Source organism: Achromobacter deleyi (genome assembly GCF_013116765.2).
Classification (GTDB): Bacteria; Pseudomonadota; Gammaproteobacteria; order Burkholderiales; family Burkholderiaceae_B; genus Achromobacter; species Achromobacter deleyi_A.
Window position 1 is genome coordinate 232,386 of sequence record NZ_CP074375.1, and the last position, 26,505, is coordinate 258,890.

The following is a 26,505-nucleotide window of genomic DNA, read 5'->3' on the forward strand; positions in this document are numbered from 1 at the left end:
GCCATGGGCTCATTCTTTGTGTTGCGGCCGGTGTTTGCGTGGGTCGTCGCGCTGTTCATTCTGCTGTTCGGCGTCATTGCGCTGGTGCTGCTTCCGGTGGAGCAATATCCCAACATCGCGCCGCCTTCGATAACGATCCAGGCGACTTTCCGGGGCGCGGACACCACGACCATAGACCGCACCGTCACCTCCATCATCGAGGAGGAAATGAACGGTGTGGACAATTTCCTCTACATGGCCTCGGTCAGCCGCGCCAACGGCACGTCCCAGATCACGGTGACTCTGAAACCCGGTACGGACCTGGACGTTGCGCGCAGTCAGGTGCAGGACCGCCTGAGCCGTGTCGAACCGCGCTTGCCGCAAGAGGTCCGGCAGCTTGGTGTCGCGGTCACCAAGGCCTCGTCCGGCTTTCTGATGCTGCTTGCGCTGCAATCCGAAAGCGGTGATGTCAGCGCCGTGCAGATGGGCAATTTCGCCTCGAACAACATTCTCAATGAGCTGCGGCGCATTGCCGGGGTGGGAGATGTGCAGCTCTTTGGTTCGTCCTACGCCATGCGGATCTGGCTGGATGAGCGCAAGCTGGCAAGCTTCCAGATGGCGGCCGGCGACGCGTTGCGCGCGGTGCAGGAACAGAATGCCCAAACGATAGGCGGCTCGCTGGGCGACCTGCCGCTAGCCCGGGGGGCGGACTTCAACGCGCAGATCGTCGCCCAGAGCCGGTTTTCCACGCCGGAGGAATTCAGGCAGATCATTCTTCGCGTCAATAACGACGGGTCGCTGGTGCGGCTGGGCGACGTCGCCCGCGTGGAGCTGGGCAATGAGAGCTACAACTTCAGGCTGAGCGTCAATGGCAAGGAAGCGGCGGGCATTGCCATTCAGCTGGCCAATGACGCCAATGCACTGGACGTCGCGCGGCAGGTCAGGCAGCGCATGTCGGAACTGGAGTCCGTGTTTCCGGCCGGCGTAGGCTGGACCGTGCCGTTCGACACCACGCCCTTCATCACCACGTCCATCAGCTCCGTGCTGGTCACCATGGTGGAGGCGCTGCTCCTGGTCACCGCCATGGTGTTTCTGTTCCTGCAGAGCTGGAGAAGCACGCTGATCCCGACGCTGATCGTGCCGATCGCGCTGGTGGGCACCTGCGCCGGCCTCTTCCTGTTCGGCGCGTCCATCAACCTGCTCTCCCTGTTCGGCATGGTGGTGGCCATCGGGGTGCTGAACGATGATGCCATTGTCGTTTCGGAGAACGTCGCCCGCATCATGAAGGACGAGCAGCTCTCCGCGCCCGAGGCGACCCGCAAGGCTATCGGGCAGGTCTGGGGGCCGATCATCGCCAGTACGCTGGTCCTGGTCGCCGTGTTTGTGCCTATGGCGATGTTTCCGGGGTCCAGCGGCGCCATCTATCGCCAGTTCTCCATCACGCTGTCCGTGGCCATCGTCGTCTCCACCGTGCTGGCGCTGTCGCTGGGCGCCGCGCTGTGCGCCACCTTGCTCAAGCTCCCGGATGGCAAGCCACCAAAGGGGCCGGTCTCCAAGGCCAAGGTGTGGGTGTTCGACAAGTTCAACGCGGGCTTTGACGCCATGACGCGCCAGTACGTGCGCGCGGTCGAATACATGGTGCTGCGGCCTTTGCGCTGGATGCTGGTTTTCCTGGGTGTTTGCGGGCTGACGATATTCCTGTTTTCGCGTCTGCCGGGCGGCTACCTGCCGCTGGAAGACCAGGGCTATTTCTTTGTCTCATACACCGGGGCTCCCGGCACCACGGCCGACCAGACTCAGGTAGCGGTGGAGCAGGCCGAAAGCATGCTGCGCCAGCAGCCCGCCGTACGCAATGTCGCATCGGTGGTCGGATTCAACTTCTTCGGCCAGGGGCAGACGGCGGCGCTGTCCTTCGTGGACCTGCATCCGTGGGGCGAGCGCACCGCGCGCAGCGATGCGGTCGACTCGCTGGTCGGGCGCAGCAACCTGAGCTTCCGGGCCATTCCGCAGGCGATGATTTTTGCCTTGAATCCCCCGCCGATTCCTTCGATGGGCAATGCATCGGGCTTCTCCATGAAGGTCCAGGACCGCACCGCGCAGGGCGGCGCGGGGCTGACGGCGACGGGCGCGGCGATGATCGCGGCGGCCGCGAGCAGCCCTCTGCTGGCTGGCGTGCGCCTGGACGGCATGCCGCCAGGACCCCGGCTGTTTGTGGAAATCGACCGCGTTCACGCCCGGGCATTGGGGCTGCAAGTGGCCCAGGTCAACCAGGCGCTGACCTTCGCGTTCGGGTCCAACTACGTCAATGACTTTCTGCACGAAGGCTCGGTTCAGCGCGTGTTCATCCAGGCCGAGGCGGACCAGCGCATGCTGCCGCAGGACATCGCGGCATTGCAGCTGCCCAACAACCGCGGCGAAATGGTGCCGTTTTCGGCGTTCTCGCGCATGCGCTGGATAGACGGGCCGCAGCAGCTTGAGCGCTACAACGGCTTTCCGTCGATCACGATCTCGGGCGAGGCCGCCGCCGGGCGGTCCAGCGGTGTGGCGCTGGCCGAGATGGAGGCCATCGCCAAGCGCGTGCTGCCGCAAGGGATCACGTACGAATGGACCGGCACGGCCTTCGAGGAACAGCAGGCGGGAAATCAGGTCGCCTTGCTCCTGGGCCTCTCGCTGGTCGTGGTGTTCCTGCTGCTGTCGGCGCTCTATGAGAGCTGGTCCGTGCCCGTCTCCGTGCTGTTGATCCTGCCGTTCGGGATACTAGGCGCGGCCGCGTTCACGCTGGGGCGGGGAATGTCGGCGGACATCTACTTCAACATCGGGCTGGTCACCATCATCGGCCTGGCCGCCAAGAACGGCATCCTGATTGTCGAGTTCGCGCTCAAGGAGGAGATGGAAGGCCGGGACAGGAAGGAGGCGGTGGTCGACGCCGCCCGCCAGCGGCTGCGTCCCATCATCATGACGAGCATCACCTTTGTGCTGGGCATGCTGCCGCTGGTGTTCGCCTCTGGCGCCGGCGCGGCCAGCCGGCAGGCGGTCGGCACCAGCGTCATGGGCAGCATGCTTACCGCGACGCTGTTCGGCGTGTTCTTCACGCCGCTGTTCTATATGGTCGCAAGAAGGTGGTCCGGGCGTCGTCCGGATACCGCCAAGGCTCAGACCAAGGCGGAAGAGCAGGGGGAGAACCCATGAAGCCGGTGCGCGTCGTCGTTATGGCCGCCCTTTGCGGGGGTTTGGCCGGCTGCAATCTGGCGCCTGACTATCGCACGCCGGAAGTGGCGGTGCCCGCGCGCTTTCCCGGCGAAGTGCCCGCCGACGCCGTGGCCGCGCAGCATGTGACCTGGCAGCAGTTCTTCGGGGATGCCCAGCTCAAGCTCCTGATCGCCAAGTCGCTGGAGCTGAACCAGGACCTGGCCGCCGCCACCGCCCGGATCGAGCAGGCAGGCGCGTTCTATCGCATCGAGCGCGCCAACCAGCTCCCGCACCTGGACGCGGGGGCCGCCGCGTCGCGCAATCAGGCTCCGCTGTCCGCCCTGGACCCTGCGTTGGCGGGCAGCAGGCGAACCGTGGAGTTCAGCCAGTTCAGCGCGCAGCTGATGGTCACCTCCTTTGAACTGGATTTCTGGGGCCGGGTGCGCAACATGAGCGAATCGGCGCTGCAGCAATACCTGGCGACGATAGAGGGGCAGCGGGCGTTCCGCTTGTCGCTGATCGCCAACGTGGCCTCCACCTATTACGACGCGCGGGCGGGGGAAGAGGGCATCGCGCTGGCGCAGCGCACCGTGGAGACGCGCAGCTACGCCATGAGCGTGGCCAAGGACAGGCTGGACGCCGGGGTCACCTCGCTGGTGGACTATGAGCAGTCCTCCATCCTCCTGACCCAGGCGCAGACCCAGCTTGCCGAGTGGCAGCGCACCACCGCCGCGCACTGGAACCGGCTCTGGGTGCTGGTCGGCGAGAACCTCGAAGCGGATGTGCCGGGAATCCAGCCGATCGAGGCGGCGGGGCAGTTCGATGCGCTGAGCCCGGGCCTGCCGTCGTCCTTGCTGGTGGTCAGGCCGGACATCCGCCAGGCCGAGAATCGGCTGCGCAGCGCCAATGCGAACATCGGGGCCGCCCGCGCCGCGCTGTTTCCGCGAATCGCCTTGACGGGGTCATTCGGATACGCGTCCCCCGAACTGTCCGACCTGTTCTCGTCGCCGAGCCAGATCTGGAACTTCGGGGGTGGAATAGGGCTGCCGATCTTCGACTTCGGGCAGCGGCGCGCCGCCGTGGATCTGGCGATGGCGCAGCGCGACGAGCTGGTCGCCAACTACAAGAAGACCGTGCAGACCGCGTTCAGCGAGGTGGCCACCGCCCTGGAAAGCCGCAAGCGGTTCCAGGAGCAGGTCGCGGCGCAGGAAACGGCGATCCAGGCCCAGCGGCGTCTCGCCGAGACCGCGGACTTGCGGTATCAGAACGGTATATCCATCTATCTCGAGGTCGTGGACGCACGGCGCGGCCTCTTCAGCGCCGAACAGCAGATGCTGTCGCTTCGGGCCGCACAGTTGCAGAACGGGGTGTCGCTCTATGTGGCATTGGGAGGCGGCGACGAACAGGAAGCGCCGGTCGCGCCCGATGGATTGCCGGCAACCGGCACGGGAGCCCCGCAGTGAAAGAGGAAAAGACGGCCGGCTCCGCGCCCAACGTTCTGTGGCGTCGCCTGAAGAAGGCGGCGGTGATCGTGGTCGTGGGCGCGGTCTTGATCGTCGGCACGCTGATGGGTGTCCGGCTCTACGACATTCAGCAAGGCCCGCCCCTGGCGTCCTGGCATACCTACGTGCCGGAAGAGCTCAATGCGGAACAGCTCGACCGCAGCTCCTGGCAGGATTACCTGGCCCACGAAGACAAGCTCTTCGCGCTGCTGCGGCAGAACGTGGGCGATAAGCTCCAGCCGGAAGACAAGGTCGACAGCAACCGGTATTTCTCCGGCGCCAAGGTGTATCCGGAACATTTCGCGCACGACTGGAACCGGTCGTTCGTGCTGCTTCCGGCCGGCGAACCCCGCGGCGTGGCGGTGCTCTTGCACGGGCTGACCGACTCGCCCTACAGCATGAGGCACATCGCCGCCCATTACCAGTCGGTCGGCTACGTGGCGATCGCCATCCGGATGCCGGGCCACGGGACGGTGCCTGGCGGCTTGACCGATGCGCACTGGGAGGACTGGACGGCGGCCACACGGCTGGCCGTGCGCGAAGCCCGCCGCAGGGTGCCGGCTCCGCGTCCCTTGCATCTGGTGGGCTTTTCCAACGGCGGCGCGCTGGCGCTGATGCATGCGCTCGACGCGCTCGACGATCCCAAGCTCGCCAAACCCGATCGGCTCGTCCTGCTTTCGCCCATGGTCGGAATCACGACCTTCGCGCGCTTCGCGGGACTGGCCGGCTTGCCCTCCATCCTGCCGGCCTTCGCCAAGGCTGCCTGGCTGAGCATCGTGCCCGAGTTCAACCCCTTCAAGTACAACTCCTTTCCCGTTCACGCGGCCCGCCAGTCGTTCGAGCTCACGCAGACGCTGCAGGACAGGCTCGTTGCGCAGCAGCGTTCCGGCGGCCTGGAACGGCTGCCTCCCATCATCACCTTCCATTCCGTGCTGGACTTCACCGTCAGCACGCGCGCCATCATCAACGCCCTGTACGCGCGCCTGCCCGACAACGGCAGCGATCTGGTGCTGTTCGACCTGAACCGCGCCACGAAGCTGGGGCCGCTCTTTCGCCGCGGCGTGGCCTGGTCGCTGGCGGGCACGCTTCCCGGCGAAAAGCGCAACTACCGGCTGACCATCGTCACCAATGCCAGCCCGATGTCCAGCGCGATGGTCGAGCGCGTGATCGAGGCCGGCTCCACCGAGGTCGTGGAACGCGCTATCGGCATGGACTACCCGCGCGAGGTCTATTCCTTGTCGCATGTGGCGCTGCCGTTTCCGACCAATGACGCCCTGTACGGGATGCATCCGGACAACATCGAGGAGTTCGGGATCAGCCTGGGCGCCATGTCCATGCGGGGCGAGGTCGGCGCCTTCGTGATTGGAATGGACACGCTCACCCGGCTGACCTCCAATCCCTTTTACTCATATCTGGTCAAGCGCGTTGATGGGGTGATACCAAGATGACGTCTTTCGCATTGTCCGGAATCTGCGCCATATTGATACTGGGGCTGCTGTACCTCGCCAGTCCGGTGTTCGTGCCCCTGGCGTTCGCGTTGTTCCTCATCTGCCTGGTGGCGCCGCTGCGGCAGTCCCTGGGCCGCAGGATGCCCGCTCCGCTTGCCGCCATAGCGGTCTTGCTGGTCACGCTGGCTGTCTCGCTGGTGTTCCTGTCGCTTGCGGGCTGGGGCTTCAGCCTGGTCGCCCAATGGGTCATGGCCAATGCGGGCCGTTTCCAGCGCCTGTTCACCCTGGAGACAGAGACGCTGCACCCGCATGGCGCCATGGTGATCCGCATGTTCCAGGACAGCTTCAATGTCTCGTGGCTGGTCCGGGCCATCCAGGAGATCGCCCTGCGGATCAACAGCATGCTGGGGCTGATCTTCCTGTCTTTCGTTTTCATTGCCCTGGGCCTGTTCGAACTGGACGAAGCCCCGGGCAGGCTGATCCGCCTGCTGGGCGAGGAGCGGGCGCGGCGCTGGATGGAGATCGCGCGCCAGGTGGCGAGCAAGCTGCGCCGGTACATGGTGATCCGGACGGTGGCCAGCGTGCTGACCGGCGTGACGGTGTGGCTGTTCGCCATCTATGCCGGGCTCGAGCTGGCAACGGCCTGGGGCGGGCTGGCGTTCCTGCTGAACTACATCCCCTTCCTGGGCCCCCTGGTCGCGACCGTTTTTCCGGCGTTCTTTGCTTTCGTCCAGTACGGATCCCTTCAGACCAGCCTGGCGGTTCTGGTGGTGCTGAACTGCATCCAGATCGTCTACGGCTGCTATCTGGAGCCCAGGCTTGCCGGCAGCGCTTTCTCGCTGTCGCCGCTGATGGTGATGGTTGCGGTGTTTTTCTGGGGACTGGTGTGGGGTATCCCCGGCACTTTTATCGGTGTACCGCTGCTTATCACCATGACGACGGTGTACAGCGCCACCACCAACTTCAACCGAGGGGCTTCAAACAGCTGATGCGACGGAATAGCGGCAAAGCCTCTCGTCCCGGATCGGCATCACGCCCGGGAAGGCGGCCAACCTGCTGATGTCTTTGCTAAATTTTGGAGGTGCATGATGGAAAGCAGTACTCCCAAGAAGCTAGGATTGCTTGCCTTGACCGGCATGGTGGTGGGTTCGATGATCGGCGCGGGGATCTTCTCCCTGCCCAGAACCTTTGGCGGCGCGACCGGCGTGGTCGGAGCCGTGATCGCGTGGATCATCGCCGGCGCGGGTATGTACACGCTGGCCCGGGTATTCCAGTCGCTTGCCGAACGCAAGCCCGAGCTTGACGCGGGCGTGTTCGCCTACGCCAAGGCGGGGTTTGGCGACTATCTCGGGTTTCTTTCGGCGTTTGGATACTGGATCGGCAGCTGCATCGGCAACGTTTCATATTGGGTGCTGATCAAGTCCACGCTGGGAGCCTTCTTTCCAGTCTTCGGAGACGGCAACACGGTGATCGCGATCGCGGTGGCCTCCGTCGGGATCTGGCTGTTTCACTTCATGATTCTGCGCGGCGTGCAGCAGGCGGCGTTCATCAACGCCGTGGTGACGGTGGCCAAGATCATTCCGATCGTGGTCTTCATCATCGTGCTGGCCATCGCATTCAAGCTCGATCTGTTCCGCGTCAACTTCTGGGGCGACCGCAGCGGCTACAGCCTCTTCGAACAGGTTCGACTGACAATGCTGGTGACCGTCTTCGTCTTCCTGGGCATTGAGGGCGCCAGCGTCTATTCCCGATTCGCCACCAAACGATCGCACGTCGGGGTGGCCACGCTGATCGGGTTTGTCACCGCGCTGTGCCTGATGGTGCTGGTCACGCTGCTGCCCTACGCGGTCATGGAACAGGGTGATATCGCCGGGCTTCGCCAGCCGTCCATGGCCGGGGTGCTGGAGTCGGTGGTCGGGCCCTGGGGCGCGGTGTTCGTGAGCGTCGGACTGATCATTTCGGTGCTGGGCGCTTATCTGGCCTGGTCGCTGATCTGCGCCGAAGTGATGCATGCGGCCTCGAAGAACGAAGACATGCCGCGAGCGTTCGCCCGCGAGAACAAGAACGGCGTGCCCGTCGTGGCGCTATGGGTGACCAACATCATCGTGCAGCTGTTCGTCATCAGCACCTATTGGTCGCGTGACGCGTTCGCGCTGATGCTCAGCCTGACCAGCGCGATGTCGCTGATCCCGTACTTTCTGGTCGCCGCGTTCGGGTTCATGCTGGCCAAGCGCGGCGAGACCTACATCGACGGCAAGGATCGCAATCGCGATCTGATACTGGCTGGCATAGCGGCCGTCTATACCGCCTTCATGATTCTCGCAGGTGGCATGAAGTTCGTCTTGTTGTCGGCACTGTTGTACGCGCCCGGGACCGTCCTTTACTTCTGGGCTCGGCGCGAGCAAGGCAGATCAATCTTCAAGGGGTGGGAGTTGATCATTTTCATCGTGGCGTGCATCGGATGCCTGGCCGCTATCGTGGGCCTGGTCTACGGCTGGATCGCCATTTAACTTTTGGGAGCTAATCATGGCTGATACCGAAGAATTTGGAGTCCATTCAGAAGTTGGGCAGCTGCGCACCGTGATGGTATGCGCGCCGGGGCGGGCTCATGAGAGATTGACGCCTTCCAACTGCGACTCGCTGCTGTTCGACGACGTCATGTGGGTCGACAACGCCAAGCGGGACCATTTCGACTTCATCACCAAGATGCGCGACCGGGGCGTCGACGTCGTCGAGATGCATAATCTTCTGGCCGAAACGGTCGAGATTCCCGAGGCCAGGAAGTGGATCCTCGACAATCAGGTCGTGGCCAATCAAGTGGGCCTGGGGCTGATCGACGAGATCCGCAGCTACCTGGACGGCCTGCCGGCGCGCAAGCTGGCGGAAACGCTGATCGGCGGACTGTCCACCGAGGAATTCCCGGAATCCATCGGCGGCGAGCAGCTGACGCTGATCAAGGAGGCGGCCGGCGTCACGGAGTATCTGCTGCCGCCGCTGCCCAACACGCTATACACGCGCGATACGACTTGCTGGATCTACGGCGGCGTCACGCTCAATCCGCTTTACTGGCCCGCGCGGCACGAAGAGACGATTCTGACCTCGTCGATCTACAAGTTCCACCCGCGCTTTGCCGGCAAGGTGAATGTGTGGTGGGGAGACCCGACAGCCGACCACGGGCTGGCCACGCTCGAAGGCGGGGACGTCATGCCGATCGGGAATCGCACGGTGATGATAGGCATGAGCGAACGGACCTCGCGCCAGGCCATCAGCCAGCTCGCGGCCAGCCTGTTCGCCAAGAATGCCGCCGACCGGGTGATCGTGGCGGCCATGCCCAAGCTGCGCGCGGCCATGCATCTGGACACGGTGCTGACTTTCGCGGACCGCGACTGCGTGCTCATGTATCCGGATATCGTCAACAACATCCAGGCCTTCTCGTACCGGCCGGGCAAGGCGCCGGGCCAGCTTGAACTCCACAAGGACAAGGGGTCGCTGGTGGATGTGATCGGCGAGGCCCTGGGGGTGAAGAAGATGCGCGTCGTCGAGACCGGCGGCAATGCCTACCTGCGGGAGCGCACCCAGTGGGATAGCGGCGCCAACCTCGTCGCCATTTCGCCGGGAGTCGTGCTTGCCTATGACCGCAACGTGTACACCAACACGCTGTTGCGCAAGGCGGGCATCGAGGTCATCACCTTTGTCGGCGCTGAACTGGGCAGGGGACGAGGGGGCGGCCACTGCATGACGTGCCCCATTTCCCGGGATCCCGCCTAGGGCGGAGAGGCGTGCCGCGGCCGGCGCCCGGGAGCGGGCCCCGGCCGCGGTCGAAGAGAGAGGGTGAGCGGCCCTTACTCAGGAGACGACTGTGAGCGTGGAAACTGCCAAACTCTCTCGCATGGCGCTCGTCGCCATGGTGGTCGGTTCGATGGTGGGCGCGGGGATATTCTCCCTGCCCAGCATCTTCGCGCGCCATACCGGTCCCATAGGCGGGCTGGTGGCGTGGACCATCGCCGGCACCGGCATGCTGACGCTTGCCATGGTCTTCCAGTTTCTGTCCCGCCGGCGCCCGGACCTGGACGCGGGCATCTTTGCCTACGCCAAGGCGGGCTTCGGGCGCTATCTCGGGTTCCTGGCTGCCCTGGGCTATTGGACGGCCGCCTGCCTGGGCAATGTCAGCTATTTCGTTGTGTTCAAGGCCACGCTGGGCGCCGTGTTTCCCATTTTCGGCGACGGCGATACGCTCCCGGCCGTGCTGGTGTCTTCGCTGTTGCTGTGGTCCACGCATTTCGCCATCCTGCGAGGGATACGGCAGGCCGCCGGAATGAACACGGTGGTGACGATCGCCAAGATCGTTCCCATCGCCATTTTCATCGTCGTCGCGGCCCTTGCCGTGGATCTGGATGTCCTGCGCCAGAACATCATGGAAGGGCAGAGCGGGGATGGCAAGGGGACCTTGCTGGAGCAGGTCCGCGGCACCATGCTGGCCACCGTGTTCGTGTTCCTGGGGGTGGAGGGCGCGAGCGTGTATTCGCGCTATGCCAAACGCAGGGATGACGTGGCGGTCGCCACGGTCGTCGGCTTTCTGCTCGTTCTGACTCTGCTGGTGCTGGTGACGATGCTCTCGTACGGGGTGCTGCCGCGCGCGGAACTCGCGGCGCTGCGCAATCCGTCCCTGGCTGGCGTGCTCAGGTCGATTGTCGGCCCCTGGGGCAGCATGCTGGTCAGCGTGGGCCTGATGGTTTCGGTCGCGGGCGCCTATCTGGCCTGGATCCTGCTGGCCGCGGAAGTCTTGCGGGCGGCGGCGCGCGCCGCCATCATGCCCGCTTTCCTCGGCCGCGAGAATCGCCACGGGGTGCCGGCAGCCGCCTTGTGGCTGAGCAACGGCATCGTCCAGGGGTTCCTGATCGTCACCCTCTTCACCGAGGATACTTTCGTGCTCATCAAGAACATGGCAAGTTCGATGAGCCTGATTCCCTATTTCTTCGTGGCCGGATTCGGCCTGATGGTGGCGGTGCGCGGAGATGCCTACAACGGCTGGAGCCGGCGCCGGGGGTTCGAATTGGGGCTGGCCGCGGTGGCGACCGTCTATGCGGCGGGACTGGTGTATGCCGGAGGCTTCCGGTATTTCGTGCTCTCGGCGCTTATTTACGCGCCGGGCACGATACTCTTTCTGATCGCGCGGCGCGAGCAGCAAGGCAGCACCTTCGCGCCGTTCGAGTGGCCGGTACTGCTGCTCATCCTGGCGTCTTGCGGGGTTGGCGTCTGGGCCGTCAGCACCGGCAACACGGCGTTCTAGGAGCACGGGCATGGTCTCGGGGAAGCGGCAACAATGAGCAGCGATCTCGCGATTGTCCTGGCCATCCTGGTCGTGGCCATTGTGCTCTTTGTTGCCGGCCGCCCGCGGTCGGACGCCGTGGCGCTGCTGGTCATGCTGCTGCTGCCCCTGAGCGGGACGGTGACATACCGGGAGGCGCTGGACGGATTCTCCAACCCCAACATCATATTGATTGCCTGCCTCTTCGTCGTCGGCGAGGGGCTGGTCCGCACCGGCGTCGCGCAGTCCGTGGGCGATCTGCTGCTGCGCCACGGCGGGAAAAGCGAAAGCTGGCTTGTGCTGCTGGTGATGGGAGCGGTCGGGCTGATGGGCGCCGTGATGAGTTCCACCGCCGTGGTCGCCATTTTCATACCCATTGTGCTGCGGATTTCCCGGAAATCCGGCATGGCCAGCCGAAGGATACTGATGCCCATGGGCGTGGCCGCTTCCATCAGCGGGATGCTCACGCTGGTTGCGACCACGCCCAATCTGGTGCTGAACAGCGCGCTGGGCTACGCGGGCTACACGGGCTTTCGCTTCTTCGACTTCACACCGATCGGCGCCGTCGTGCTGGCCGGCGGCATTGCCTACATGCTGTTCGCGCGGCGGCTCATCGATGCCGGCCAGAGCCAGCACAGGACCAACCGGCCCAGCCTGGGCGACTGGGCCGCGAAGTACTCTCTTCAGAACAGGGCTTATCGCCTGCTCATCGCGGAAAACTCCGACCTGGTCGGGCGCCAGCTTGGCGTCTGCGGCGCCGAACTGGGCAAGGAGGCTTGCGTCATCGCGATCGAGCGGAGTTCGCGCTTTGCCCGGGCGGTGATGCGCGCCACGGCGGACGATGTGCTGGAGGCCGGCGATATCCTGCTGCTGGACATGGATGCCGAGGGCTTCGATATCGAGGCCTTCTGCGGGCGGCATCTGCTCAAGCGGCTGCCGGTGTCGGGCATGTATTTCGCGGACCAGGCCCGGGACGTGGGCATGGTGGAAGTGATCATCCCTTCGGAATCCAGGCTGGTCGGCGCCCGCGCCCGCGAGTCGGTGGTGCTGGAGCGCCATGGGCTGTTCATCGTCGGGCTCTGGCGCGGCAAGAAGGCCATGCGCAAGCTGCCGGAAACCCGCCTCAGGGTAGGGGACACGCTGCTGGTGGTGGGCCCCTGGGCGGGCATATTCTCGCTGCAGGCCGAGGAGCACGATCTGGTGAGCCTGGCGATGCCGGTCGAGGCTGATTCCCTGGTGCCCGTTCCGAACCGGGCCATCCATGCGCTGCTGTCCCTTGCGACGGTCATCTTCCTGATGCTGACGGATTGGGTCCCCAATGTGATGGCAGGCCTGATCGGGGCCCTGATGATGGGCATGTTCGGTTGCGTAACACTGGACGTGGCCTATCGTTCGATCAACTGGCGCGCCCTGATACTCATCGTGGGCATGCTGCCGTTCGCCCTGGCGCTCAAGCGCAGCGGCGGCGTGGACCTTGCCGCGCAATTCCTGCTTCACTACTCCGGCGGATGGGGCATTTATGGCCAGCTCGCGCTGGTGTTCCTGGCCACGGTGAGCCTGGGCATCGTCGTTTCGGGCACGGCCACCGCAGTGCTGATGGGGCCCGTCGCGATCAGCATCGCCGAGAACCTGCATGCCTCGCCTTATGCTTTTGCGATGACCGTCGCCATCGCCTCGTCCGCGGCGTTCATGTCACCGGTTTCCACGCCGTCCAATGCGCTGGTCAGCGTGGCGGGTGGATTCGGATTTTCCGACTATCTGAAGGTGGGAACGCCATTGACGGTGTTTTCCCTGCTCGTCAGCGTGACGCTGATCCCGATTCTGTTTCCGTCCTGACGCAGGGCGGGATTCCAAACCAGAGGTGTGCATATGATTTCCAGGCCACATATCGCATTTGGCGCCGCCACGCTGCTTTTCAGCGCAGCGGCAGCGTTCTCCCACGAACTGCCGTCGGCGGCACAGGAGATCCAGGCAGCCCAGGCCAAGGCCAGCGAGGCCAAGGCCGCCGCGGAGTCCCGGATCCTGTTTGAGAATGTGCGCATATTCGACGGCGCGTCTTCCGAGCTGAGCGCTCCGAGCAATGTGCTGGTGCACGGCAATATCATCGAGAAGATATCCCGGGAGAAGATCCCCGCCGACGGTGCGCGGATCATCAACGGCGGTGGCCGCACCTTGATGCCGGGCTTGATCGACGCGCATTGGCACAGCATGTTCGTGGGCGTGCCGATAGGAGTGGCGTTGACCCAGGACGCGACCTATCTGAACATCGTTGCCGGCGTCGAGGCGCGCAAGACGCTGATGCGCGGGTTCACCACGGTGCGCGACGTGGGCGGGGCGGTATTCAGCCTGAAGCTTGCCGTGGACCAGGGTGTGATCCCGGGGCCGCGCATCTACCCTTCCGGGGCGATGATCAGCGTGACCAGCGGGCATGGCGATTTCCGTTCCAGGTCCGACCTGCCGCGCACGCTGGGCGCGCCGGGATCCCGCCACGATATCGTCGGCGACAGCACGATTGCCGACAGCCCCGACGAGGTGCGCATGCGCACCCGCGAGCAGCTCATGCAAGGCGCCTCGCAAATCAAGCTGACGGGAGGCGGGGGGGTGTCCTCGCCGCATAGTCCGCTGGATGTCGTCACCTTCACCGAACCCGAACTGAAGGCGGCGGTGGACGCCGCCACGGATTGGGGCACCTACGTGGCGGTGCACGCCTATACGCCGACCGCGATTCAACGGGCGATCAGGGCTGGCGTCCTGTGCATCGAACACGCCAGCCTGATGGACGAGGAGACCGCCCAGTTGATGGCGCGGTCAGGCACCTGGCTCAGCACGCAGCCTTTTCCCGACGAGATGGCGGATGCCTTCCCGAGGGGCTCCGATCAATGGGAGAAGGCGCAGGAAGTCTTTGCCGGCACCGACAAGACGTACCAGCTTGCGATCAAGCACAAGCTGAAGACGGCGTTTGGAACGGACATCCTGTTCTCGAGCAGGCTGGCCGAACAACAGGGCAAGATCCTGGCGAGCCTGACCCGGTGGTACACCCCGGCGCAGACCCTCATCATGGCCACCAGCACGAACGCCCAGCTCCTGAAACTGTCCGGCCTGCGCAATCCGTATCGCGGTGACCTGGGCGTCTTGCGAGAGGGCGCGCTTGCCGACCTGCTGCTGGTCGACGGGGATCCCATTCAGGACATCAAGCTGATCGGCGATCCGGACAAGAACTTTCTGCTGATCATGAAGGACGGCGTCGTTTTCAAGGACATCGTGGCGGCCCGCTGACCCGCGCCGGGCGCATCATGTCCTAGTCGATAACCCGATTCATGGCCCTGTTCGGGCAGGACGAGATGCCGCAGCATGGAGTCCGTGAATCAAGGAATCAAGGAATCTCCATGAACAATCGCATCGACTACGCCCAGGCTTCGCCCGACGGCTACAAGGCCTTCGGCGGCGTGTACCTCTACCTGAAGAAGTGCGGCCTGCCCGAGGAACTCATCAATCTGGTCTATCTGCGGGTCTCGCAGATCAATGGCTGCGCCTACTGCATCGACATGCATTCGCGCGACCTGATCAAGCAGGGACTGACCGTGGACAAGCTGGTGCTCGTGCCCGTGTGGCATGAAGCAGGAGCGGTATTCAGCGCCCGGGAGCGCGCCGCGCTCGCATGGGCGGAAACGGTCACGCGAGTTGCCGAGACGGGCGTTCCCGATGCCGACTATGCGGCGGCGTCCGCGGAATTCAATGACCGGGAACTTGCCGACCTGACCTACGCGATCGGATTGATGAATGCGTTCAATCGCCTGGGCGTTTCGTTTCGCGCCGTTCCCGCCGCCGCGGCGGCCGCCGGCCGGGAGTGACCGGGTTGTTGGCGGTCCGGGGCAGCCGGAGATGTCATTGCCCAGGATCCCCCGCGCGGTTTTCCTGCGCCGTGCCCGGCACCCCGCGCCGGATGTTGCGGGAATATTGCGCGCGGTCATAGGTGGCCAGCGCCCTGTCCGTATAGCGGCCCAGGTGGCGATATTGTTCCGCGCTGCCCGCGCCCCGCAATGCGTCCAGCTTGTATAGGTACTCAGGCAAGTAGCCCGACAACAGCTGGCGGTAGTCCAGCGGCAATCCGGGCACGATGCGCCGCGCCATCTGGAACACAATGGTGGTGCAGTTGGCGGTCAGCGTGTGATAGAAGCGCGGCGTATCGACCAGCCGGTTCGCCGTGTCGACATAGGCCAGGAAGAGCTCTTGCGCCGCGCCGTCGGGCATGTGGATGCGGTAGAGGTAGCCGTCCTCGCCTCGGACGTTCGTGCGCACGCGCAGACTGTCCTCTTCGGTGGAGGCGATCACGCTCAGTTCATACTGCTTGAAGAAGCCGCCGATCTCGGAAAACCTGTCGCCCTGCTTGCGCCGGATTTCCACCGAGAACACGACGTGGCCGCCGTTGCCGAAACCAAAGGAAACCAGGGCATGGGCAATCGCCGGCCGGCCCCAATACGAGAGAGCGACATCCACGGCTTGCAGGTCGTCCAGCGCGTAGCCGCGCGTCTCCCAGCGGGGCGTGAAGTCAGTTCGCGAGCGCCAGTCGAAATTGCGCACGTTGTGCAGCGTGACGCGATTGCCGTCGATCTCGCCATGGGTCTGGCGCGCGACCTCCGCGAGCCAGGGCCGGTCGTTCGACGGCCGGACCCGCAGCCACCAGCACAGCAGGCCGGCCAGCGCCGCGCCATGGATGTACAGGCCCGGCAGCCAGGACGGCCAGACCATTCCTGCGATGGCGGCCAACCCGGACAGCACCCACGCCAGCACCGCGGCGAGCTTCCATCCACGGGCAAGCGGCGCGCGTATCCACAGGGCAAGGGCGCCCCAGGCCGTCACAAGCGCAATCGCGATGCCGAGCAGGATGGAAACCGTCATGGCGCTCCTTGCCGAGCAGCAATCGCGCCGCGCACTGCCGTCAGAATGTGCCCACTGTCACCAGTTGGTCCGACTCGTACATGGCGGCGGGCGAGATGATCGGCTCGTCCCAGGGAATGTTCTTGCCGTAGCGTTCCTGCATCTTGGCGCGCACGGCGGGGGATGCGAGGTCGAAGCTCTTGAGCGGAGCCAGGGCTCCGACTTTCACGCCGAGCGTGCGCTGGTAGATTTTCCATACCAGCTCCGAGCAGTAGATTTGTTCGTCCGACCACGCAAACACCAGATCGTAGGGCTTGCCTACGTATTCGGCGCCGGTCTTCGCCAGCCGCTCGCGCGCCTGGGGCGTGAGCAGGGATGTGTCGCGCAGGCGCTTGACCACGTAGTGGCCGCGTTCGCCTTGCGCCGCCCACTGGGACAGGGGCGTGTAGCTGACGCGCGCAGCGGCTTCAAGCACGTAGGGCTGGCCCTGGCGCGTCACGATCATGCCCATGTGGCTGTACGGCGAATGCGTGGCCTGCTGGATGGCCAGGCTTTGCGCCGAACGGGACTGCTGGAAAACCATGTCGCCCGTCTGGAAGTCGGGCGCAGCGGCGGCCGCCACGGAAAGCGCGGACAGCACCGCCGCGGCGGCGGCGCGTGTCCTTGCGGCCAGCCTCATGGGCGGACCCGGCTGGCTGCCGGTGTCTCTTTCCTGGCGCGCGGCTTGGGCGCGGGTTTCTTGTCGTCGGGCGGAGCGTCGAACTCTTGTTTGTTGCGCTCACCACGTGGGGTGTTTTCCGGATGGGGTTTGGGAAAAGCCCAGGGCTTCGTTTTCTGATCCATTGCATGTACTCCTTGCACAGGCGGAACAGTAGCATTAGCCGTGGCCGTGGGTAAGTGAGGGTTGACGTCAATATTCATCACATCGTGATATGAAAAGTAGAAAAGCGGTGGTTGGACGGCGCAGCCGCGACTATGTTCCCCATGCGGGGCCTCATTCGGCGCGGCCGCCAGGTTCAACCCGCTTCCGGCGTTTCTTCAACCCATATGCGGTCGAACTGTTCACGCACCTTGCGCGCCCACTCATCGATGGCGGTGCGCACGTCGTCCGCCGTGGGCTTTCTGTCCGGAGGCAGGTTGCTGCCCGTAACGGCGCCCAACGACGCGACCAGCAACTGGTTGGTGTTGGCGTCGCGGGCGGAGGCTTCTATCAGGAGGCGCGTGGATTGATCCCGGAAGCCCGCCGCTTTCGCCGTCTGGCCCAGCACGTAGCCGATCGGCACGTATTCCATTGCCCTGGGATCGCGGTCGTTCCTGAACGTGCCGGTGATCGCCGCGCGCAGCCGCACCGAGCGCGGCGCCGGGGTGGTGATCAACTGATAGCCGGCCTGTGAGAATTCCCGGCGCAGCGCCTCGTTCACATAGGCGAGCGCCCGGTTGCGCAGTTCGGTGTCATCCCGCATGTCCAGGTCGTCGGGCCGGTCGCCCTGGATGTAGGTCACGTCCTCCAGGATGAGCTTGCGATCAAACTGGCTGCCGATCGGCGGCCCCGGGCGCACCCAGAGGCGGCCGCCGCTCCAGTCGGGATCCTGCCGGAGCTGGCTCTGGGTCCCGCCCAGCGACGTCGAGTAGTCCTGCGCGTGGGGCAGGTTGGTGCAGCCGGCCAGTCCGATGAGGGCGCAGCATGCGGTTAGGGCGATGGGGGATTTCATGTGCTTTCCTTTCCAGAAAGCAGCGCCCGGGCGGCGGTGGCCGACGGCGCGCGCTGCGGGCATGGGCGACGTTGGCGCGTGTTCCCGACTTCCAGCTATCGTTGTCCGCGCCCCGGGCAGCTGGCGCAGGCCATCGATGCATTGACAATTATCGGTCTGATTTACAGGAGTGGCGCTGGTTTTTGCAGGGCGGTTGCCGGGCCGGGCCGGCATCATCCTTTCGGCCATGCGAAATGCCTGCGCGGCGCGCGCGGACAGGACTACGATGGGAAGCGTGTGCACATAGGGAGGCAGCTATGGACACCGCCAACGAATGGTATGCCGCCGTCAAGGAATGGCAGCGCGCGCGCGACGAACTCACCGCCGCGATCGCCGCAATCCAATGGCCGAATCCCACCCTCGGGTGCCTGGAAACCTATGACCGGGCCTACGCGCACGAAACCCAGGCCCGCGATCGCATGAACCTGGCCTACGAGCGCTCCCGACGATAGTCGCCGGCGTCCGGCGGGGCGCATCCTCCTGGCTCCATAAAAGAGAAATCGCATGGCCCTGTTCATGGGGCCACGAGAGCGGTATGTTGTGCTTTTACTCCACATACAGCTCCCGTCATCATGTATCTGCCGTCCGCCTTTCGCGAAGACTCCCTGGAGGTCCAGCACGACTTCATCCGCGCCCATCCGCTGGGTGTCCTCATGACCAGCGGAGAGGGCGGGCTGATGGCCAATCACATCCCCTGTCTGCTCTATCCGGAAGGGCCGCAAGGCGTGCTGCGCCTGCACGTGGCCCGCGCCAACCCGCAACTCGCGGAACTGGCGTCGGGGGGTGAATGCCTGGTGGTCTTTCATGGCGCGCAGGCCTACATCACGCCTTCCTGGTATGCCACCAAGGCCGAGACCCACAAGGTGGTTCCCACCTGGAATTTCGTGGCGGTGCACGTCTGGGGCAAGCCGGTGATCCAGGACGATCCCGCCTGGCTGCGGGCGCAGCTCGATGCCCTGACCCACAGCCAGGAAAAGGCGCGCACGCAACCCTGGAGCGTGGACGAGGCGCCGGCGGACTTCATCGCCGCGCAGATGCGCGCCATCGTCGGCGTCGAGATTCCCATCGCCCGCATCGAAGGCAAGTGGAAGGTCAGCCAGAATCGCCCGGCGGCCGACCGCCAGGGGGTGGCCGAAGGCCTGGCCAACGAGCGGGGTGATGCCGTCATGGCCGGCCTGGTCGCGCGCCGGGGCGGGGCGGCCTGACGGGCTACACGGATCCGGACGCTTGGGCCCCGTCCGCCCTGCGCGCGGCCTGCGCGCCGCGTCCGGCGGCAAAGCACACGATGGCGGCCGCCTGCAAGGTCGCGGCCACTGCCAGAAATCCCGCCAGCGACCCTCCCGATGCTTGCAGCAGCGCCCGCAGAATGCCGAAAAACGCAGGCGCGAATGCGTAGGCGCCTTGCGATAGCGCGACGATCAGAGGCACCACGCGCGCGGCGTCTTCGCGGGCGAATTCCGTTTGCGCGATCAGGGGCGGCAAGGACGTGGCATTGCCTATGCCGGAGCCGAACAGCACCACGCCCGCCCACACCGCCCAGGCGTGGTCCGCGGCCAGCATCAGCACCAGCGAGCCGATGATCTGGATGGCGTAGGCCAGGCATGCGACCTTGCGCCGGTCCGCGCCCGCGGGCATCAGCCATCCCACCAGCGTGCGACCCGCGATGGCGCTGGCGGTGGCCAGGCCCATCGCCAGTCCAGCCGTCTGCGCGCCCAGCAGCGGCGCCAGCAGCGACAGCAGATGCGCGATCAAGCCGATCTGGGCGAACAGGCCGAGCGCCATCCCGGCGGCCAGCGTGAGAAAGGCGCGGTCACGCCACAGATTGCCTACTCGCGCGGGCGGCGCGCTGGAGACGGAGGCGTGCGCGGCCTGCGCGTCGCCGTCGGGCGCCTGGCCCAGTTGCTGCGGCGTGACCGAGAATACCTTGCGCGACAGCACGGCGATCACCGCCACCATTGCCAGCCCGACCCACAGGGCTGCCTGTGCAAAGCCGGCCTGGGCGACCAGGAACACCCACAGCGGCGAGAACACGATGCCGCCGACGCTGGCGCCGTTGTAGGCCATGCCCAATGCGGCGGGCCGCCTGCGCACGAACCAGGGCGCGATCAACGCGTTGACCGCCGCGGCGCCCAGGGTCACCCAGCCCATGCCGCTGAACACCGCCGCGGCGTACAGCTGCCAGGGCGCCCGCGCCACGGCCCAGCCGGCCACGCCCAGCGCAAGCAGCGCCGCGCCGGCCAGGGTCACTTGCGGGACGCCGATGCGCCGGTACAGGCGCGGCAGGTTGGCCACGACCAGGGTGCCGGCCAGGAAGTGCAGCGTGACGGCGCCGGACACCAGCGCCACGCTCCAGCCGGTGCGCTGGACCACGGCATGCAGGAACACGGGCGGGCCGTAGAAGCCCACGCCCCAGCCGAAGATGGCCAGGACGAAGGTGGCGTAAAGGACTTTCCAGCCGAAGAAGGACGGGGATGAGGACATAGGGGCGCGGCGGAGGCCGGTTTTCTTGTTGCGATGACTCGCAGTATGCTTAGGACCTGCACACAACACTTTGGTCCACAGCGAATCATGGAATCCGAGTTCGCCGACGTCAACCTGTCCGCCGTGGCGGGAGCCATCGCCGATCCGGCGCGCGCGCGCATGCTGTGCGTGCTGCTGGATGGCCGGGCCCGCACCGCCACCGAACTGGCCGCGGCCGTCGACATCGGCGCCTCCACGGCCAGCAGCCATTTCCAGCGCCTGCGCGAGCAGGGCCTGGTCGAGATGGCCGTGCAGGGCAAGCACCGCTACTACCGGCTTGCCAACGGCGAGGTCGGACACGCGCTGGAGGCCCTGCTGGTGGTCGCGGGCGCCGAACGCGTGCCCTTCAAGCCCAACACGCCATCCGCGCTGCGCGACGCCCGCACTTGCTACGACCACATGGCGGGCACGCTGGCCGTGCGCATCCATGACGCCATGCTGGCCCGCCAGTGGCTGGCGGCCGATGGCCGCGACTATGTGCTGACGCCGCTGGGCGAGGCCTCGCTGGCGCAGGTGGGCGTGGATGTCGCGGGGGCGCGCCAGCGCCGCAGGCGTTTCGCCTGCGCATGCCTGGACTGGAGCGAGCGGCGTTCGCATCTTGGCGGCGCCCTGGGCGCGGCGTTGCTGGAAGCGCTGGAGCAGCGCGGCTGGATCGACAGGAACCTGGACTCGCGGGCCTTGAGCGTCACGCGCAAGGGCGCGAAGCAGTTTCCCGCCTTCTTCGGCCCGGCCGACGAACAGCCGGCCGCGCATGCCGCGAGCTGGCCGCAGAAGGACAAGCATGCCGCAGCCTAGGCTTTCCTTCACCGCAATGATCCGCAGCACCCGCTCCGCCATCAGGCGGCGGCCATGCACACAACCATTCCAGCCGCGAATGCGGCTTTTTTTTCGTCTTCCCATCCCCCGTGGATAACCTCAACCCTGTACAGGAGGTGGCCTTGCCTACGCTGGCCCTGCACGCTTTCCGTCATGTCATGCAGACCGTGACGGAGTTGCGCATCGACGTCAATCATTCCCCCCGCGAGGTGGACAACGAGCTCGATGCCATTCACAACCGTATGAATCGCCCTTTGGATCGCTTGCATGGATTGCCGGAGGTCCAGACCGACATCCCTGGCATCGTGCTTCGCTACCGCGAAGCCGACGGCGAATACTACGTGTATGTGGTGGATGCGCGGCGCGCCCGGCTGGCCGGCTATACCGTGTTCAACCGGCTGATCGAAGTGGGCCGGCGGGCGGATCCCTATGTGCGCGCGCCGCACTCCAAATACGCGGAGCCTTATCAGGGCATGGGTCTGGCCACGGCGGTATATCGCTGGGGACTGGACGCGGGTTTGTGCATCATCAGCGGTGCGCGCCAGTCGACCGGCGCGCACCGGCTGTGGATGGGGCTGGCACGCGACTATGAACTGGGCTATGTGGACCTGCGGCGCAAGCAGTTGAGCTACCTGGGCAAGACGGTACCCGCCGGGGTCCTGGAAGACCTGCACACCCGCATGATCCTGCTGGGCAGGGGCTGGACGCTGGAGGCCTACATGCAGGCGACAGGCATGATTCAGTCCGAAAATGCGGTTTCGCAACAGGCCCTAGGGTAATCCCCGTGTAGCAGTGCCGGGCCGCGTTTGGCGCATGCCCGGCACTCCCCCGCAGGCCGCATCAGGCTTGCCTATCCGCCAAAAGGATGACTTTCGCGCGCAATACCGGATAAATGGGGACGCAAGTCTTGCGGCGCAACAGTGTTTCTAGTTTCTGCTTGAGTTACAAAACATATCTGAACTGTCATGGAATGCCGGGGTATGCTCGATCGCAGAGAGGGCATCCGAAGTGCATCAGAACAACTTGATCTACAAGGGATACCGGCTGACTGCCAAGGTGTCCCGGGGCGCCGGCGCTATCGAGGTTCAAGCGCCGTCCAGTGGCCCCGTATTCGTCGCGTCGGTGATGGTGGTCCAGGCTGGCGCCGTTCTTGAGGGCGGCGACGAGTATCCGGTTCCACAGTTTGCCGAAGGCGGCTACGTCTATAGTCCGCGCGAAGCCGTGCATGCTGCCATCCTGCATGGCCGCGAGATCGTCGACGGCCTGACGAACATGCCTTCCTGACGGTTTTCCTAGACGGAAAAGACTTCCCGCCAGTCGCGGGTCTTGGCCAGCGTCTGCACCGTTGCGGACTGCTCCAGAATCGTCACGGCCTTCTTGAATTCCTCGGCCGATGCGCCGTCTTCCAGGATGACCATGCGCGAGTTGCGGGCGTCCGCCATCTTCACATCGGACATCTTGCCGTGGGTCTGGTAGACCTGCGTCCAGTCCATTTTCTTGCCGGCCTTCAGGGCTATCGGTTCGATGTAGGTCAGCGCGGTGCTGCCGGCCGCGCGCACCGCGAACGCGAAGTCCGCCGTGTGGCCGCTGCTGCCCTTGGCGCGCGCGCCCTTGACCATGCGGTTCACGCCCACGCCTTCGGCCAGCGCGCGGCCCACCTGGGCGCGGAAACGAAGCTGGCTGAACCTGGGCATCCATTTGGCGCACTGGAACGACAGCGCCATCGCCAGCTTTACCGCATCCCACAAGGCTTCCTGCAATTGCTCGTTCGGGCCCGACGCGACGATGGCGCCAGAGCGGTCGAAATGCGCCAGGCTCACGCCCGGCGTTTCGTTCAGGATATCGATGCGCTTGGCCGCCAGGTCGATGCCATAGCTGGATGCGTGCATCGCGGTCTCACAGGCGTCGGTCAGGTAGAACGACGCGTCGTCGGGATGCGCGATGAAGAAGGCGGCGTGCTGGCCGTCCAGGCCCAGTGTCATGGGAGACACGGCGCGGATGGCGTGTTCGCCGGCCGGCAGGACGGTCCAGCCGGAGGCTTCCAGGAAATTGCTCATAGGATCAGTTCGATTTGGCGGCCTTTGAGGGGATGCGCAAAACCGCCGGCGAGCGTCAGGTTCGCCCGCGGCAGGAAATACTGCATCAGCGCGCCGATAGTGTGCAGGGCGGGCACGACGGGTTCGGCGTAGCCTTCGCCTTCGTCCACCCAGATATGTTCATGGCTGCGATCCGCGAGCGGCTTGCGGAACTGCGGCCGGCCCGTGCCCACCAGGCTGGTATGGAAGGAATCGTCGGTGTCCACGCCGAACACGCGGTGCGGGCCCACGAAGAGGCTGGCGCAGAACGCTTCCGTCAGGAAGATGGTGGCCTGGCCGTGCACGGCGGTGCGCGCGCCCCGGTAGATGGTACGGAAGATCACGTCTTCGCGGACTTCGCCCTTGACTCGGCAGGGGCTGGTGAACTCCATCCACTGGCTGTTGCCGGAGGCGGGCTTTGGGGCCCAGAGGATCGGTTTTACGGTTTCCTTGGGTTCGGCAAGAATCTCTTGCACCTCATCAACGGTGATTAACGGTTCGAACTTGTTGGCCATGGAAACTGATTTAGGGTCTTGGAAGTGCGCGCTTGGAAATCTGGCGCTCCCGCATGCGCTGCGCCGCCCGCGGCGCGGCGGACGGACTCACGCGAGCAACACTGCGAGGGGGCGTAATCTTACAAGATGAAGACGAGATGAGCTTTTTTGCTGTATGCATATACAGTCAAAGGCGCCGGCGGGCGGGGTGCCCGGCGGCGCATTGCTGCATTACAGCGAGCTGGCCCCGAACGTGTCGCATTGCTTGAGGCTGCCGCTTTCCAGACCGCGCTTGAACCAGCGCACGCGCTGGGCCGACGTTCCGTGCGTGAAAGCGTCGGGCACCACATAGCCCTGGCTCTGCTTCTGCAGGCGGTCGTCGCCGATGGCGGTGGCGGCGGCCAGCGCTTCTTCGACGTCTCCGCCCTCAAGAATGTTGCGCGCCGCGTTGGCGCGCTGCGCCCACACGCCGGCAAAGCAATCGGCCTGCAGTTCCATGCGCACCGACAGCGCATTGGCCTGCGAGGGGTTGCGGCGGCGCAGGTTGTCCACCTGATCCGAGATGCCCAGCAGATGCTGCACGTGATGGCCGACCTCGTGGGCGATCACGTAGGCCTGCGCGAAATCGCCCGGCGCCTTGAAGCGGCTCTGCAGTTCGTCAAAGAAAGCCAGGTCGATATACACCTTGCTGTCGCCGGGGCAGTAGAACGGCCCCATGGCGGCCTGGCCGGTGCCGCAGGCCGTGGGCGTGGCGCCGCGGAACAGCACCAGCTTGGGCGCCACGTATTGGCGGTTCAGCTCTTTCTGGAAAACGGCGGACCAGACGTCTTCGGTCTCGCCCAGCACCTTCGATACGAAGACGGCTTGCGGGTCGTTGGCCGGCGGGCGCGTGGCGGGCGCTTCCTGTTGCTGCGTTGCGGGACCTTCCGCCATTTGCAGGACCACGCTGGGATCCACGCCAAAATACATGGCGACCAAGGCAAGTACTATCGTACCGATGCCGATGGTGCCCCGTCCGCCGATGCGTGGGCCACTGGCTCGGCGGTCTTCCACATTGTCGCTTTTGCGCGAGTCATCGAGGCGCATACTGTTTCTCCGGGCGGTTCGGCGTTACCGCCATTTTGCATCGCCGCTGTGTTGAGCGGCCTTCAAGAATGTTAGGATAAACCCATGGCCCTGTATTTCTCCATTCATCCTGCAAATCCCCAACCTCGTCTGCTCAAGCAGGCCGCCCAATGGCTTAACGACGGGGGCCTGGTTGCGGTGCCCACCGACTCCAGTTATGCCGTGGTCGCCCGCCTGGACGACAAGAACGCCGCCGACGGACTGCGCCGGTTGCGCGGGCTGGACGACCGCCACCATCTCACCTTGCTGTGCCGCGACCTGGCTGAAATCGGCCACTTCGCGCGCGTCGACAACAAGCAGTACCGCTTGCTGAAGGCCGCGACGCCCGGCCCCTGGACCTTCATTCTTGAAGCCACCAAGGAAGTGCCGAGACGCGTCTCGCATCCTTCGCGCAAGACCATCGGCATCCGTGTCCCCGACCACGTCGTCCTGCTGGGCCTGCTTGAGCAGGTGGGGGCGCCCTTGCTCTCCACCACGCTGATTCCCAAGGACGAATCCGAAGCGCTGAACGACGCTGAGGATATCCGCGAGCGCTACGACCACGAGCTGGCGGCCATCATCGACGCGGGCGCCTGCCCGCAATCGCCGACCACCGTGATCGACCTCACCGCCGAAGAGCCGGTGGTGGTGCGCGTCGGACGCGGCGACCCGGCCACGCTGGGACTTGTTTGATCTTGCCCTACGCCATGCCTTGCGTGCCGGCATTCGCCGGCACGGGGCTCATCTACAATCCGGTTCGCCATGAATGACATCATCCAAACCATTGCGGTCTACGCGATACCGGTTATCTTCGCCATCACCCTGCACGAAGCCGCTCACGGCTTTGTCGCGCGCATGCTGGGCGACCCTACCGCCTATCAGGCCGGTCGCGTCAGCCTGAATCCGGCGCGGCATATCGATCCCGTCGGCACGCTGCTGGTGCCGGTCGCGATCTTGCTGGCTTCCAAGCTGCTGGGCAGCCCGGGCATGCTGTTCGGCTGGGCCAAGCCCGTGCCGGTGGACTTCGGCCGCCTGCGCCGTCCCAAGAAAGACATGCTGTGGGTGGCGCTGGCGGGGCCGGCGGCCAATCTGTTCATGGCGATCCTGTGGGCGCTGTCGCTGCGCCTGTTCATGGAAAGCGGCCTGCAAGAGAGCTTCTGGTTTGAAATGGCCATGGCCGGCGTGAACGTCAACCTGGTGCTGATGGCGCTGAACCTGCTGCCCATCCTGCCGCTGGACGGGGGACGCATCCTTTTCAGCCTGCTGCCCAACCGCCTGGCCTGGCAGTATTCGAAAATAGAGCCATATGGACTGGTGATCGTCATCATCCTGCTGGTCACCGACGTGCTGTGGCTTTTGATGCGTCCGGTGCTGGGGCTGGGGACGACGATCGTTCAGTGGTTTCTGTAGGATTTTGGCCAATATCCGTTAAACTCAGCGG

25 protein-coding genes are annotated in these 26,505 nt (G+C 65.1%); 17 read left to right on the plus strand and 8 right to left on the minus strand.

Going from position 1 to position 26,505, the window contains the following annotated elements; all coding sequences use genetic code 11:
* Positions 1–3 precede the first annotated feature (3 nt).
* From HLG70_RS01030 to HLG70_RS01075, 10 genes are all read left to right on the plus strand, one after another.
* Positions 4–3,168 carry a multidrug efflux RND transporter permease subunit gene (locus HLG70_RS01030; RefSeq protein WP_171664757.1) on the plus strand — a complete coding sequence of 1,055 codons (3,165 nt, stop codon included), beginning with the start codon at positions 4–6 and terminating at the stop codon, positions 3,166–3,168.
* Positions 3,165–4,631 carry an efflux transporter outer membrane subunit gene (locus HLG70_RS01035; protein ID WP_171664756.1) on the plus strand — a complete coding sequence of 489 codons (1,467 nt, stop codon included), beginning with the start codon at positions 3,165–3,167 and terminating at the stop codon, positions 4,629–4,631. The genes HLG70_RS01030 and HLG70_RS01035 overlap by 4 nt, the downstream gene beginning before the upstream one ends.
* Positions 4,628–6,118, plus strand: a complete 1,491-nt coding sequence (locus tag HLG70_RS01040) for an alpha/beta hydrolase (RefSeq protein WP_171664755.1) — start codon at positions 4,628–4,630, stop codon at positions 6,116–6,118. The genes HLG70_RS01035 and HLG70_RS01040 overlap by 4 nt, the downstream gene beginning before the upstream one ends.
* On the plus strand, positions 6,115–7,107 hold the full coding sequence (locus HLG70_RS01045) for an AI-2E family transporter (protein ID WP_171664754.1): 993 nt from the start codon (positions 6,115–6,117) through the stop codon (positions 7,105–7,107). Before HLG70_RS01040 ends, HLG70_RS01045 begins: the two co-directional genes overlap by 4 nt.
* A 99-nt stretch (positions 7,108–7,206) precedes the next feature.
* Positions 7,207–8,628: a basic amino acid/polyamine antiporter gene (locus tag HLG70_RS01050; protein WP_171664753.1), complete on the plus strand. Its 1,422-nt coding sequence runs from the start codon at positions 7,207–7,209 to the stop codon at positions 8,626–8,628.
* A gap of 16 nt (positions 8,629–8,644) precedes the next feature.
* On the plus strand, positions 8,645–9,886 hold the full coding sequence (gene arcA, locus HLG70_RS01055; RefSeq protein ID WP_171664752.1) for an arginine deiminase: 1,242 nt from the start codon (positions 8,645–8,647) through the stop codon (positions 9,884–9,886).
* A 97-nt stretch (positions 9,887–9,983) separates the two neighbouring features.
* Positions 9,984–11,408, plus strand: a complete 1,425-nt coding sequence (locus HLG70_RS01060) for a basic amino acid/polyamine antiporter (protein ID WP_171664819.1) — start codon at positions 9,984–9,986, stop codon at positions 11,406–11,408.
* Positions 11,409–11,441: 33 nt separating this feature from the next.
* The gene (locus HLG70_RS01065) at positions 11,442–13,262 is read left to right on the plus strand and encodes an SLC13 family permease (RefSeq protein WP_171664751.1); all 1,821 of its coding nucleotides are present in this window, start codon (positions 11,442–11,444) and stop codon (positions 13,260–13,262) included.
* 33 nt (positions 13,263–13,295) lie between these two features.
* Positions 13,296–14,702 carry a metal-dependent hydrolase family protein gene (locus HLG70_RS01070; RefSeq protein ID WP_171664750.1) on the plus strand — a complete coding sequence of 469 codons (1,407 nt, stop codon included), beginning with the start codon at positions 13,296–13,298 and terminating at the stop codon, positions 14,700–14,702.
* A 110-nt stretch (positions 14,703–14,812) separates the two neighbouring features.
* Positions 14,813–15,277, plus strand: coding sequence for a carboxymuconolactone decarboxylase family protein (locus HLG70_RS01075; RefSeq protein ID WP_171664749.1), 465 nt, complete (start codon positions 14,813–14,815; stop codon positions 15,275–15,277).
* Between the two features lie 34 nt (positions 15,278–15,311).
* On the opposite strand, the gene HLG70_RS01080 is transcribed toward HLG70_RS01075, so the two are convergent.
* From HLG70_RS01080 to HLG70_RS01095, 4 genes are all read right to left on the minus strand, one after another.
* Entirely contained in the window at positions 15,312–16,325 is a 1,014-nt protein-coding gene (locus HLG70_RS01080) for an Lnb N-terminal periplasmic domain-containing protein (RefSeq protein ID WP_171664748.1), read from the minus strand.
* A gap of 40 nt (positions 16,326–16,365) precedes the next feature.
* Positions 16,366–16,983, minus strand: coding sequence for a YiiX family permuted papain-like enzyme (locus tag HLG70_RS01085; protein ID WP_171664747.1), 618 nt, complete (start codon positions 16,981–16,983; stop codon positions 16,366–16,368).
* Positions 16,980–17,147 carry a hypothetical protein gene (locus HLG70_RS01090; RefSeq protein WP_171664746.1) on the minus strand — a complete coding sequence of 56 codons (168 nt, stop codon included), beginning with the start codon at positions 17,145–17,147 and terminating at the stop codon, positions 16,980–16,982. The genes HLG70_RS01085 and HLG70_RS01090 overlap by 4 nt, the downstream gene beginning before the upstream one ends.
* A 173-nt stretch (positions 17,148–17,320) precedes the next feature.
* Positions 17,321–18,016: a DUF3313 domain-containing protein gene (locus tag HLG70_RS01095; RefSeq protein WP_171664745.1), complete on the minus strand. Its 696-nt coding sequence runs from the start codon at positions 18,014–18,016 to the stop codon at positions 17,321–17,323.
* A gap of 296 nt (positions 18,017–18,312) precedes the next feature.
* Here HLG70_RS01095 and HLG70_RS01100 point away from each other — a divergent pair, with 296 nt between their 5' ends.
* Together HLG70_RS01100 and HLG70_RS01105 are read left to right on the plus strand one after the other, a co-directional pair.
* Positions 18,313–18,507, plus strand: coding sequence for a hypothetical protein (locus HLG70_RS01100; protein ID WP_171664744.1), 195 nt, complete (start codon positions 18,313–18,315; stop codon positions 18,505–18,507).
* Positions 18,508–18,627: 120 nt separating this feature from the next.
* Entirely contained in the window at positions 18,628–19,260 is a 633-nt protein-coding gene (locus HLG70_RS01105; RefSeq protein ID WP_171664743.1) for an FMN-binding negative transcriptional regulator, read from the plus strand.
* 4 nt (positions 19,261–19,264) lie between these two features.
* On the opposite strand, the gene HLG70_RS01110 is transcribed toward HLG70_RS01105, so the two are convergent.
* Positions 19,265–20,536 (minus strand): MFS transporter, encoded by a 1,272-nt coding sequence (locus HLG70_RS01110; protein ID WP_171664742.1) that lies wholly within the window; start codon positions 20,534–20,536, stop codon positions 19,265–19,267.
* An 87-nt stretch (positions 20,537–20,623) separates the two neighbouring features.
* Here HLG70_RS01110 and HLG70_RS01115 point away from each other — a divergent pair, with 87 nt between their 5' ends.
* The 3 genes from HLG70_RS01115 to HLG70_RS01125 all read left to right on the plus strand — a co-directional run bounded on the left by HLG70_RS01115 (position 20,624) and on the right by HLG70_RS01125 (position 22,675).
* Complete coding sequence (locus HLG70_RS01115; protein ID WP_171664741.1) at positions 20,624–21,370, plus strand: ArsR/SmtB family transcription factor; 747 nt, start codon at positions 20,624–20,626, stop codon at positions 21,368–21,370.
* Positions 21,371–21,513: 143 nt separating this feature from the next.
* Positions 21,514–22,170 (plus strand): N-acetyltransferase, encoded by a 657-nt coding sequence (locus tag HLG70_RS01120; RefSeq protein WP_234103337.1) that lies wholly within the window; start codon positions 21,514–21,516, stop codon positions 22,168–22,170.
* Positions 22,171–22,399: 229 nt separating this feature from the next.
* On the plus strand, positions 22,400–22,675 hold the full coding sequence (locus tag HLG70_RS01125; RefSeq protein WP_171664740.1) for a hypothetical protein: 276 nt from the start codon (positions 22,400–22,402) through the stop codon (positions 22,673–22,675).
* An 8-nt stretch (positions 22,676–22,683) separates the two neighbouring features.
* Here HLG70_RS01125 and HLG70_RS01130 read toward each other — a convergent pair whose 3' ends face one another.
* The 3 genes from HLG70_RS01130 to ypfJ all read right to left on the minus strand — a co-directional run bounded on the left by HLG70_RS01130 (position 22,684) and on the right by ypfJ (position 25,046).
* Positions 22,684–23,448, minus strand: a complete 765-nt coding sequence (locus HLG70_RS01130; RefSeq protein WP_171664739.1) for a DUF1828 domain-containing protein — start codon at positions 23,446–23,448, stop codon at positions 22,684–22,686.
* Positions 23,445–23,981, minus strand: a complete 537-nt coding sequence (locus tag HLG70_RS01135; protein ID WP_171664738.1) for a hypothetical protein — start codon at positions 23,979–23,981, stop codon at positions 23,445–23,447. Before HLG70_RS01135 ends, HLG70_RS01130 begins: the two co-directional genes overlap by 4 nt.
* Before the next feature lie 210 nt (positions 23,982–24,191).
* The gene (gene ypfJ, locus HLG70_RS01140) at positions 24,192–25,046 is read right to left on the minus strand and encodes a KPN_02809 family neutral zinc metallopeptidase (RefSeq protein WP_171664737.1); all 855 of its coding nucleotides are present in this window, start codon (positions 25,044–25,046) and stop codon (positions 24,192–24,194) included.
* 84 nt (positions 25,047–25,130) lie between these two features.
* On the opposite strand from ypfJ, the gene HLG70_RS01145 reads away from it, so the two are divergent.
* Positions 25,131–25,757: an L-threonylcarbamoyladenylate synthase gene (locus tag HLG70_RS01145; protein WP_171664736.1), complete on the plus strand. Its 627-nt coding sequence runs from the start codon at positions 25,131–25,133 to the stop codon at positions 25,755–25,757.
* A gap of 69 nt (positions 25,758–25,826) precedes the next feature.
* The gene (locus tag HLG70_RS01150; RefSeq protein ID WP_171664735.1) at positions 25,827–26,474 is read left to right on the plus strand and encodes a site-2 protease family protein; all 648 of its coding nucleotides are present in this window, start codon (positions 25,827–25,829) and stop codon (positions 26,472–26,474) included.
* The last annotated feature ends 31 nt before the right edge of the window (positions 26,475–26,505 follow it).